This window comes from Paenibacillus gallinarum (assembly GCF_014836635.1).
GTDB lineage: Bacteria > Bacillota > Bacilli > Paenibacillales > Paenibacillaceae > Paenibacillus > Paenibacillus gallinarum.
The window spans coordinates 1,018,345-1,029,880 of the sequence record NZ_JACSQL010000001.1 but is presented as its reverse complement, the minus strand read 5'-3'; the positions used below and the strand labels follow the sequence as shown (position 1 = coordinate 1,029,880).

At 42.1% G+C, this 11,536-nt stretch carries 11 protein-coding genes and 1 rRNA gene; all 12 read right to left on the bottom strand.

The features are described from left to right. Positions 1 to 78 (bottom strand): 16S ribosomal RNA (locus H9647_RS04965); the annotation flags it as partial. 910 nt (positions 79 to 988) lie between these two features. Further along, positions 989 to 2,083 (bottom strand): pectinesterase family protein, encoded by a 1,095-nt coding sequence (locus tag H9647_RS04960; RefSeq protein WP_225229042.1) that lies wholly within the window; start codon positions 2,081 to 2,083, stop codon positions 989 to 991. A gap of 142 nt (positions 2,084 to 2,225) precedes the next feature. Continuing rightward, on the bottom strand, positions 2,226 to 3,059 hold the full coding sequence (locus H9647_RS04955; protein WP_191798581.1) for a uroporphyrinogen-III synthase: 834 nt from the start codon (positions 3,057 to 3,059) through the stop codon (positions 2,226 to 2,228). Beyond that, positions 3,052 to 3,417: a nitrite reductase (NAD(P)H) small subunit gene (locus tag H9647_RS04950; RefSeq protein ID WP_191798580.1), complete on the bottom strand. Its 366-nt coding sequence runs from the start codon at positions 3,415 to 3,417 to the stop codon at positions 3,052 to 3,054. The genes H9647_RS04955 and H9647_RS04950 overlap by 8 nt, the downstream gene beginning before the upstream one ends. Before the next feature lie 20 nt (positions 3,418 to 3,437). Then, a complete protein-coding gene (nirB, locus tag H9647_RS04945) occupies positions 3,438 to 5,879 on the bottom strand; it encodes a nitrite reductase large subunit NirB (protein ID WP_191798579.1) in 2,442 nt (813 codons plus the stop codon). 511 nt (positions 5,880 to 6,390) lie between these two features. Then, on the bottom strand, positions 6,391 to 6,912 hold the full coding sequence (locus H9647_RS04940) for a GNAT family N-acetyltransferase (protein WP_318245263.1): 522 nt from the start codon (positions 6,910 to 6,912) through the stop codon (positions 6,391 to 6,393). 110 nt (positions 6,913 to 7,022) lie between these two features. Beyond that, positions 7,023 to 7,415 carry a hypothetical protein gene (locus H9647_RS04935; protein WP_191798578.1) on the bottom strand — a complete coding sequence of 131 codons (393 nt, stop codon included), beginning with the start codon at positions 7,413 to 7,415 and terminating at the stop codon, positions 7,023 to 7,025. Positions 7,416 to 7,510: 95 nt separating this feature from the next. After that, positions 7,511 to 8,266, bottom strand: coding sequence for a class I SAM-dependent methyltransferase (locus tag H9647_RS04930; RefSeq protein WP_191798577.1), 756 nt, complete (start codon positions 8,264 to 8,266; stop codon positions 7,511 to 7,513). Positions 8,267 to 8,383: 117 nt separating this feature from the next. Continuing rightward, on the bottom strand, positions 8,384 to 8,878 hold the full coding sequence (locus H9647_RS04925) for a GNAT family N-acetyltransferase (RefSeq protein ID WP_191798676.1): 495 nt from the start codon (positions 8,876 to 8,878) through the stop codon (positions 8,384 to 8,386). Between the two features lie 117 nt (positions 8,879 to 8,995). After that, positions 8,996 to 9,523: a GNAT family N-acetyltransferase gene (locus tag H9647_RS04920; protein WP_191798576.1), complete on the bottom strand. Its 528-nt coding sequence runs from the start codon at positions 9,521 to 9,523 to the stop codon at positions 8,996 to 8,998. A gap of 211 nt (positions 9,524 to 9,734) precedes the next feature. Further along, on the bottom strand, positions 9,735 to 10,253 hold the full coding sequence (locus tag H9647_RS04915) for a DEAD/DEAH box helicase family protein (RefSeq protein WP_191798575.1): 519 nt from the start codon (positions 10,251 to 10,253) through the stop codon (positions 9,735 to 9,737). 148 nt (positions 10,254 to 10,401) lie between these two features. Beyond that, on the bottom strand, positions 10,402 to 11,535 hold the full coding sequence (locus tag H9647_RS04910; RefSeq protein ID WP_191798574.1) for a glycoside hydrolase family 26 protein: 1,134 nt from the start codon (positions 11,533 to 11,535) through the stop codon (positions 10,402 to 10,404). Position 11,536: the final 1 nt, after the last annotated feature.

Sequence of the window (11,536 nt, the reverse complement as noted above, 5' to 3'; positions counted from 1 at the left end):
TCATCGACTCCGCTCGACTTGCATGTATTAGGCACGCCGCCAGCGTTCGTCCTGAGCCAGGATCAAACTCTCCAATATAGATTTTTCGAGTCAAACACTTCTTGAATAACTTCAAGAAAATATCTAACCTTCAAAATATCGTTGAGAACGATATGCTCATTTAGAAAATGCTGACGAGAACTTAAAGTTCTCTATTCAATTTGTTATGACCAACAAATTGAATTTGTATTAATTCACTCACGAGTTTTACTTGCGTAAAACTCCTCGTTGTTCAGTTTTCAAAGATCAATCTTTCCGGCGTTTTTCGACCGGATTTATAATTTATCATATTTTAATAAATCATTCAACTGGTAATAAAAACCATCATTTAAAAATGAATTAAATATCTTAATTAATGCATCAGATACACATTCTGATAGTCTCTTTCTTAAGAGTACATATTTAATATATCATATTGAACAGCGTTTTTCTAATAGTAAATTATCCCATATGAAATATGGTTAATCAATATCTATTAAAATAGAATTTTAGCTGGTATGACGCAATAATAACTAAGTTAATAGAAATAAAGCTCCACTTCTTTTTATGCATAAAAATTAACGTATATCTCACCATCTGTACAGTTAGAGGATATCATTAATTGATAATTTAAAACCTTAGTTAAATTATCGAAGTGATTGAGATGCACATATCCACGTACGTAGTAAAAAACTTTTGGTCAAGCTATCATCTTCAAATACAAACAGTTCTTTTATTCTTTTGATCACAGCCTTCTGGAAACGGCAATTAAATAGTCTTTCCAATGCTGGATATTCCATAGAAAAGCAAAAAGCGCAGGATCATCCCGCGCTTACTACACTAAGAATATCATTATAGATCTAATCTGTACGTATATGTTTGACCTGTTTTCTTACTATTATATTAAAACGATAAATCCCTTTAACTACTGATCTTATCAAACATAATTATATGGTCCTACTCCATTTCATTATTTTATAGCCTGACTGAAGGGAAGCCAGTCATCGCTACCGGATAGAATGTGAGACACTGTATACTCAGATGCTTCCTCCTCAGTCAGCATCGTAGCCCACGAGACCCGCCCATTTTTACTCCCAGCTCCCGGACCAGCACTATTAAATTCAGCAAATAAAGCAGTAGATTCTGCATCCGTTTTGTTCCAGTTATGCCAGCCCTCCTGTTTCACATGAGCACCCATCCAGCAGTTGAGGAAACACACCTTGGCATGATTTCGCCACGGCCTACCGAGGTATACCGATTGCGGGGGAGCATTGCTCTCCAGCGTACAATCCATGAATACATATCCATAACGGATGTCTTCTGGTGTAGAGGCCGCTGTAATCCAGCCATTCACCTCATTCTCTACTGCTGCAATATTGGATAAACGATTCTTGGCAAAGATTTCACAGCCCTTAAATACAGCTGTAGCCGAGCCGAAAATAAAATCAACATCACCTTCAATATAACAATCCTCATAATACTGACGAAGTTTCCGGCGTTCTGCGCCATCGCGCGGCCCCCCGAAAAAGCTCCGGTCAATCGGCTGCGGCGGGAGCGGTCCGGTGAAGATCGTATCCTGATGCCCGATAAAGCGGCAACTTCGGAAGGCTGCACGGTCCCCATCCACGTATATGGCAAGGGCCTGCCCAACATCCTTGCCGGGACCGGCAGAATTCACGAAAGAGAGTCCCTCTGCTGTGAAATCATCTTCTCCAATGAAGGTCGTATATGAATGGAAAGTATGATACATCTCCCCGTCAGGGAACTTCTTCAACGCATAATCATCATAAGTAATAACCGTTTGTTCAGCTCCCGCACCGATTAGATGAATCTTAGGCTTTTCAATATAAAGCTTCTCATAGTAAACACCTTGCTTAATTCGGATCTCCGACTCATCGCTAGCATTGTCCGGCACCGCGTTAATTGCAGCCTGAATGGTAGAAAAATCACCACTTCCATCCTGAGCCACCGTATAGTGACGAGATGAACAGCCTTTTGACGCCTGCTTATTCATAGCTTCTTCTCCACTTTTATTCAGACCAGATGTGCTTTTGTGTATCTGCATATCTCACCTCTTCTTAGTGTTGCTATTAATCAAACAACTCTCTTATTTATAGAAAAAAGCAAAAGCTGTCCGACTCGCTAACACCCCGAGTGAGGCAACCCTTGTATTCCAACCTTTACTCCAAATGTTGTGTTCTCCGCTTTTAATCTGCCTTTACTTCATTTAGCTGACCTTCATAATAATTCGCGATTTCCACAATTAAAGCACCCATTCGTTCTTTCTCCGGCACGATAATCCGGCTTACCCCTTTATCTTGAAGCGCTTCAGCCGTTACTTTGCCGACAGCAGCAGCCAGCACATCCTGTTCAAAGACGGATTTCAACTCTTCTTCACGTCCATGTTCTTTCGCGTAATCAAATAAATATCCGACTTGAACTCTTGTCGTGAAACAAACGGCATCCACTTCTCGCTGAATCAGTTCATTCATAAGCGATGCAAGCGTCTCCTGCTCAGGAGCATGATAACGATAAGGCAGTACGACCTGAACATCCATGCTGCCCTTGCTTTGGATGAAATGATGTAACTGCGAGGACAACTCGCCATGAAGCTGAATCCACACCTTTTGATCGGTAAAATCAAACACCTCAAGCTTTTCGATCATACTTGCAATCGTTCCATCGTCATCACAGACGACCGGATGAATACCCGATCTCTTTAAATAGGCGTTTGTTTTGTAACCACGGCAAGCGATCTTAGTTTCTTTCAATCTCTTTTCGAATTCAGATACGGCATTAAGCCTCTCCGCAGCTTGAATCATGGCTTCAAATCCAATACCTGTCGTGAAAATAAACCAGTCTGCCCCCTGCCGGGTAAAACGCTTTACATCCTCTTCCACTTCAACCGGATCAGAATCCGTTAATCCCTGAAGTGACCGGACAAGGGGGATTCCACCTCTTCGTTCAATAATCTCAGCCATTTCTTCCGTCTTTTGCGACCCGGCAATGACAATTTTTTTGTTCTGAAGATCTTTACTCATGGAACAGCCCTCCCCCATTCTTAAGTAATCCAACTCGTACCTCGTTTCCGAGAACATGAACCGGATAGGTCAGAACCTGACCCGTATCAGGATCAAGCACCTGACCATCCGTCAGCGAAATTTTCCAGTCACAGATCGGGTCGAACAGGACCTCCCCGGATATAATTCCTTCTGCAATCGTGCCTCCGCGCGGCCCAGGGCTTTTATTCTCAAGTGCACAGATTTGTCCGTCCGTTGTCTTGAATACCGCAATTTCTTCCTTACCCAAGCGCACAACCCGTCCCAATCTCTCCGTGAAATCATCCACATTGCCAATTAGGTAATACGTATATTCGTCTCTATTCAATATCGGTTCCATCTTGCAGCCCCTTCCTATTTCTAGTCCTGTTTCGTGGAGACACTGATCTCTTCAAACATCCGTTCCCTTAAATTTGAATTATTCAGGATTTCACTCCAAGGTTCCTTCACCTGCGCCAGGGCGACCTCCATTCGCTCAGCCAAAGCCCGGCGGTTATCCAGATCATTGACTACAGCTTCGGTGACGGACTCAAGTCCTATCCGTTCGATCCAATCCGAGGTCCGCTCCAAGTATTTGCCTGTCTCCCGGTAGTACTGCATGAACGCGGAGACAATATCCAGAAGTTCTTCATCTGTTCGCACCTTGCACAGCAGTTCTGCAAGTCGGGCTTTAATCCCGCCATTACCGCCAACATAAATTTCCCAAGCCCCCTCATTGCCGACGATCCCAATATCCTTGGTTGATGACTCTGCGCAGTTACGAGGACAGCCGTTTACAGCAAGCTTGAATTTGGCTGGCATATCTAACCGCTCGAATTTCTTCTCGAGCAATATTCCCATTCCCATCGAATCTTTCGTGCCAAATCGGCAGAACTGTGATCCCACGCAGGTCTTCACCGTACGCAGCGCCTTCGCATACGCATAACCGGACGGCATGCCAAGGTCCTTCCAGATCTTCGGCAGGTCCTCCTTTTTGACCCCAAGCAGGTCAAGCCGCTGACCACCCGTTACCTTAACCAGCTTGACGTTGTATTTCACCGCAATATCAGCAATAAGTCTGAGATCGTCTGGTGTGGTTACCCCGCCATACATCCGCGGCACAACGCCAAATGTTCCGTCCTTCTGGATGTTCGCATGCATACGTTCATTCACAAAACGTGAATCCTTTTCGTCCACATGCTCAGCCGGCCAGATCATACCCAGATAGTAGTTCAGCGCAGGTCGACATTTGGAGCAGCCCTCCGGGTTATCCCATTCCAGCGCATACCTTACTTCTTTAGATGTGATCAGTCCCTTTTCTTTAATGGCCGTCACGACTTCATCTCTGCTCAGTGTGGTACAAGAACAGATTGCTTCCTGTTTCGCCGCCGCTGAATCATATTTGTCCCCGAGCACATATTGAAGAATCTGCTCTACAACAGGTCTGCAGCCTCCACAAGAACGCGATGCACTTGTTGCCACCTTGATCTCTTCCACCGTGGTTAATCCTTTTTCGTTAATGGCATCCACAATGTGCTTCTTCGTCACACCATTACAACCGCATACGATTTCCTCATCCGCCAGCTCTGCGGCCGTATTCTCGGTTTCGACCGAGGCATGTCCCACAATCGCATTATGAATGGCTTCTGTCATCACAGTGCCTGTTCGAATCCATTGCTGCAGTCTGGAGGATTCCTTTCCGTCACCGACCAGAACACCGCCGACGATCCGTCCGCCGCGCAGCAGCACTTTTTTGTAAATACGTAACCAGTCATCATGCATCCGCACAATAGACAGCCCTTCTGCATCCATAAACTCACCAGCGGAGAACACGTCTACGCCAGATATTTTCAGCTGAGTAGATACCACAGATCCTTCATACGGCTTCGTATCCACTCCGCACAGATACTTCGCAAGAACAGCCCCTTGCTCAAACAGCGGAGCTACGAGCCCATATGTAGTGCCCCGATGCTCGTTACACTCCCCTACCGCATATACATCCGGTGCTGAAGTACGCATATAATCATCCACAAGAATACCGCGATTAACCGAAATACCGCTTTCCTTGGCTAATGCAGTGTTTGGCCTGATCCCCACCGCCATGACTACGAATTCCGCATCCAGCGTCGTTCCGTCGGAAAAACGAAGACCGCTGACCCGGTCATCACCCAGAAACTCCTCGGTCTGTTTGCCGGTAGCAAATTTCAAGCCTTGGCTTTCCAGCTCTGCCTGAAGCATCAGTGAGGCGGTATGATCAAGCTGTCGTTCCATTATCTCCTCAAACAGATGGACCACTGTCACATCCATCCCCAGTTTAAGCAGCCCCTTGGCCGCCTCCAAGCCGAGCAAGCCCCCGCCAATAACAGCAGCCTTCTTGTACTGATCTGCTGCATGCAGCATGTTCTCACAATCTGCGATATCTCGGAAACCTACAATTCCTTCTTTATCCGCTCCTGGAACAGGAAGCATAAACGGGTTGGAACCGGTTGCAATAATAAGTGTGTCATATGGAACCTCTATACCATTGTCTGCCTTCACGATTTTTTGTTCCGTATCAATATGCGTTACTGTCGTTCCCGTATACAGCTCTATTTCGTTCTCTAAATACCAATCCCAGTCGTTCAGAATAATGTCTTCTACTGCTTTACTCTTCTCTAGCACGTACGATAACTGAATACGATTGTAGTTGGGATAAGGCTCGCTCCCAAATACGGTGATCCTGTAGGTGCTGGGCGCCAGTTTTAATATCTGTTCCACCGTGTTGATCCCAGCCATCCCGTTGCCAATTAAGACTAGATGCCGACGTTCTTGTACTTTCACCATGCAGAAACCTCCTCAATATATATTCCTATCCATGCAAAGAGAACTTGTAACCTACTAAACATCATACGTACAATCGAACCAGTTTTAGCAGATTTTCTCTATTTCCATCATAAGAAAGGAGGATTATAAAAGGAACCCCTTATTTTAATTTTTAACTACATAATTCATATTATGGTAAACTGATGTCTCTCCTCCAGCTTGGTATGGAAAAGCAGCTCTGTTAGTTCGAAGCTGTTTTGATTGATTCATCATCTTGTTCTTCTGTCCGTTCGATGAATTCTTTCAATTTGGATGATTGTAACATCGTACAGTTTAAGTTCTTTTTGCATTTGATTTCCCCTTGAAAACCTCATGTTTATGTATCGGACAGTTCATCTTAGGTGAGCATATCTCGTTGGATTCTATCCCTTCAATATATTGATATTGAAAATCATTATCGATATGAATATAAAAAATATAGCCATATCTTTGCTATGACCATATTTCTACTTATATATTATATGTTTAACTACTATTCCTTCTGAACGGCAAACTCCATAAGCCAACAATCCCTATATGTTCCTTCATGCCATTCATGATTTGATAACAATTTCACTTTCCGAAAGCCTACTTTTTCATACACATGTATTGCTCTTTGATTCCACTCTTGCGGGTCCATTATAATGCGGTCAACTCCACATTCTCTAGTCAGATAACGGATCATGAACTCCAGCAATTTCGTACCAATTCCCCGATTCCAGTATGATGCTTCACCAATGAATTGATCCATTCCATAGACAAGTTCCCCCGGATGTATCGCTAATCCAACCTCTTCTGCTTCTTCAGACTTTATTTCATAATACTGGATATATCCAATATCCACTGCATTATACTGAATAATACAAGCGTGAACCTCATCCTTATTCTCATAAAAATGACGCTGAACAAGCTCAGCATCATGAGGACGGTCTCGGCCTTCATAATATTGAAGTACTTCTTGATCTGATAACCATTTTTCGAGAAGTCCTGCATCTTCCGGCCTTAATTTACGAATGACGACAGATAGATTTCCACTTACCGCTATTACAATAGACCTCCTTTTTTATACCTCTTCCCATATAGGTCTTAGACTTCGATCCATGGCTTTTATCAAGTGGTCTAAATTTACTTGAGCTCGTGTTTTGGTTGTTTTTTTAATTCCATACCTCTTGTAAAAAACACAACGCCAATAGCAGCAAAAGTCACATAATTACTTATTTTTGATATCACTGCTTCATCGTCTTCATAGTTAATCCAATACAGCAGGGCAAATGGTGAGATGATCATCAATATCTTCATCGATAACATAAAAATATAATGAAACTTTTGATTTTGCGGATTTCCTACTGTTCTAGCTATTTGGTAACTTACTTTAGAAGAGTCATAGATTGTAATAAATAAGGCGATGATACTGCTATATGCAGTAATCTTTGTACCGATTTGCACCCAAGGAATAAAAGATACAATTGCGATACCAATGTATATTCCCGCAGCTACATAAAAAAGGTTTGTCTTCATTGTCCTGTACAATCTCTTCTTATTCCTTTCTATTTCAATACGACAATCTTCCCTTGTCTGCATTGTAAATTAAACTATTTTAAAGAAAATATGATTTATACCTCTCCCCAGAAAACCTGAGTACCATAATCAAAATAAACTTCGTTATTCTTCTGAGTTCGATCAAATAAAGACTGCAGTTCATGAAGCATTGGTTCATGTTTGGGATGTCCCGGAACCGGACTATACGAAGAGGAAAGAAGTCTGCCTTTTAGCCCTTCGTAATCAAAAATTTGTCTATTCGCAAATTCTTTCAGCTGCAGTGTTCCTTCCTTAAAGAATGAATCAAACTGCTCGGTTGTTATATTCGTATGTTTTACATCTTCATAGTCTGTACCATATTCATGCAAGAGCTGTTCATAACCCGTTAGAAATTCGCTTCCTTCCGTTAGCCTAGAATTCCATATGAGTATTGCTTTGCCTTTCGGCTTTAAAATGCGCTGAAATTCAATTTTTGCGGCCTGTTTATTGAACCAATGAAAAGATTGTGCACAAATGATAGCATCAACGGACTGATCATCGAGTCCGGTTTCTTCAGCCGAACAAGGCTGAGTACGAAAGTTCGGATTATTAGACAGACGTTTTTCAGCCTTTTGACGCATGTCTGCGTTAGGTTCTACAGCAATGACCTTGCTGCCTCTAGCAAGCAATAATTCGGACATAATCCCCGTACCCGCACCAATATCGGCAAGGATACTTTTCTGACTGATCCCGACTGTATCATAGAGGTAATCCACAGCCTCTACCGGATAACTAGGACGGTACTTCACATAGGTATCTACACGCTCTGAGAATCGCTCTTTCGAATCCATCGGTTAGATCACGCTCCCTGCTTGTTTAATACACATATCATAGCTCCATTCTGCCATTATTTGCAAATTTGTGAATAAAAAAAGACAGTACAGGATTAAAATCCGGGCACGGTCTTTTTACAGGTATTTTGCCATACAATATTCATCTATATATTCGCCGTCTATAAAGAGAGAGTGCATTTTCGACCCTTCTATTCTAAATCCAGACTTCTCGTACAAACGTAATGCAGCTGTATTATGTTTCATCACGGTAAGCTCTAGGCGATGCACGCCTTTCTCCTTGCACCAATTCTCCATAGCAGAGAAAAGTTTACTACCGAGTCCCTCACCGGTATATTCCTGTTTAATTCCTATTACTATGTAAGCCGAATGTTTCTTTCTTGCTAGTGATGAACCAACGATCGTGATTTGTCCAACGAGTGTTCCATTCTGCTCGGCAACGATAATGGTAGAGTGACCACTGCCTAGCATAGAAGAAATTGCTTTTCCCTGCATTTCAACCGTTGTTTTTCTCTCCCCGGGTTCAAATAACATAAACTTTGTTTCATCATCCAATTGATTGTTCAATCGTAAGAGTGCTCCTGCATCCTGTGGAGTAATCATTCGAATCAGCATGGGGTATCTACTCCTTCTCTTTCCGAATCCAAAAAAAGACCGTGATTCTACTAACCTACGGTCAGTTTCCATACTTTATCACTATATATAACGGCATGGCATCTGACCGTCTCGTTATATTCCCGGAACACCTAGTTCTTTCACAAAATAAAGAAGCAAATCATCGTTCACTTGCACCGTTTCACCTTCGGAAACTTCCCGATGCTCATACATGACTCCATTTCCGTCAGGAACATATCCCCTTTTACAGTAAATACGCTGTGCTGCACCAAATTCCTTATGTAAACCCATACCAATTCCGATACTATCATATGCGTTGTAAGCGGCAATGCTCTCGAATTCTTCAATCAACTGGTTCCCAATCCCTCTTCGACGAAATTCCGGGAAAATGTTAACATCATTAATTTCTGGAATTCCTTGCGACTTAAAATATAGGTAATCGGATTCAAATTTCAAATGCGCACACCCCGCAAGCTTCCCTCCATCCAAATAGACGAGCAAAGTAACTCGGAGTCCAATTCTATTTTCGTGCAAACACTGTTCATAAAAAGAGTCTGGGCGCACAATTTTATGTTGTTCAAACGCTTTCTTCCAACTTAGAGCCGTTTCTTCTGAATCCAGTCTTTCAATGATCATGGACATAATCAACCTCACATTTATGGAATTTAAGCACTAACATGGTTGAGAACAAGGAAGACGATATAAAAAGATTCACGATTCATAAATTGTTGATAATTATTCATTATATTCCTTTTTCACCTGCGAGGCTATAGAAGATATAGCAATATCGATTATATTTATGCAATGAAACAAACGATAGCTATTAGCTATCGTTTGGGATTGATTTTCTTGACTAGTTAGCACGTATTTCCAAAGGATAACGAGAACTCCAATATTTAAGCACCCATTTTCGGATGTATTTCGCACACTGTTCTGGAGAGTGCTGTGAAGTATCGATTGTTGAAATAGGCGGAGTAAAAGCAGAATCTGCATTTTGAATAAACCAGTTAGCAAGAATAGCATGCTTCTGGATCTGTCCCTCTTCTGCCCCTTTCTCTCGTAAACGTTTTGCACGTACTTCATCATCACAATGCAGATTTATATAGTAGATATGGCTGAATCGATTTTTGATCTCACTTTTTTGCACGGCTTCGGGGGTGATGGTTCCAAATAAAACAGTTCCCCGATCACTTAATGAGATCTGATAAGCAACTTTCAACCAGTGGTCGATCGCATGCTCAGGGTTTAATGCTCCTTCTAAATCCATATCAAACACATCAAATTCTGAAAGCTGACTACGCACATAAGGGATAACAGACGTTTTACCAACACAACTTGCACCAGTTACGATAAATAACGGAGTTTTCGGCATCGTTACATCTCCTCTACTTTAGAAATGATATCGCTTTCGTAAGAATTCTAAGGCATAGAAGCCGCCTTTTTAAAAGATTACCATATCATGTAAAGGATTTAAATATAAGGATTACAAAAATGACAAATTTCTCCTCTTTTTTCTATGGTTATGTGATATTTATCCTACTTTTGTGCATTGCTTTATCCTTCAGACTATTTAATCGGTCCGCAAATATAACGTTTTCTCGCTCATAAAATCGAATGAAATCAGATAACATCTCATGATCACCATATTCAGGATGGTTACGAAACGGAACCCAAAAATGCGCAGGCGGGTTACCCATACCCTGGTTGTCATTCCTCCACGTCATCAGATAAGCAACGTATTTTGCTTTCTCACTTGCGATAAGATGATCATGGAGCAAAGTGAACCAGTCAGGCACCGTATTACCGTCTAATTTGAGCCCATCTTCCGCATTCCAGCGCATACCTACTTCAGTAATGGCCGCTACTTTGGATCTCGCTGTCGCAAGACTAACGACGATCTCGGCATCTTTCACTGTTTTCTTCATCCAATCGCTATCATAAGTCGGTTTGTCATCGTATACGTCAAAGCCCAAGATATCAACATAATCATCTCCAGGATAACGATCGAGGTACTCCTCGCTACTAGCAAAATGTCCATTGGGAGAATAGGCATATAAAAATTGATGCACACCGCAGGTATCCCTTAAGTAATCAATGGTGAAATGCCATAACTTTGTAAACTCTTCCTTCGTCGCTGAGGAAGCCCCCCACCAAAACCAAGAACCTGAATTTTCATGAAAAGGGCGATAAATGATAGGAATAGGTGTCCCTTCTGAGTCAACTGCTCCTTTCGCTGCAAGTGCCGTCTCATCCAGTCGTTGCAAAAACTTAGCATGGTCTTTTCCTCCTGGAAGAATATGCGCTACACAAGGAGTTACATCATAAAAACTATTCCCCGTAGTAAAGTTCGGCATATGATCTTCCAGTGTTATAATCCCGCCTTTTATATGCAAATCTTGAATTAAACTTGTAAGACGCTTGGTATCGCTTGTCATACTAACTCCAAATACCGCTGGATAAGCCCCTACTGAATTATACGTATCTGAATCTCCTAGCGCACTCTGCACTACCCTTTCTGTAGTATCATTTTGGTGACCAAATAGCATGTAATCTCCCGATATATTCATTAAAAAAGAGAATAATGATTTCGTTTCTTCTGTTGCTTGTTCATCTACATACTTTATAAGATTTTGCTGATTTGTATTATCCGACATA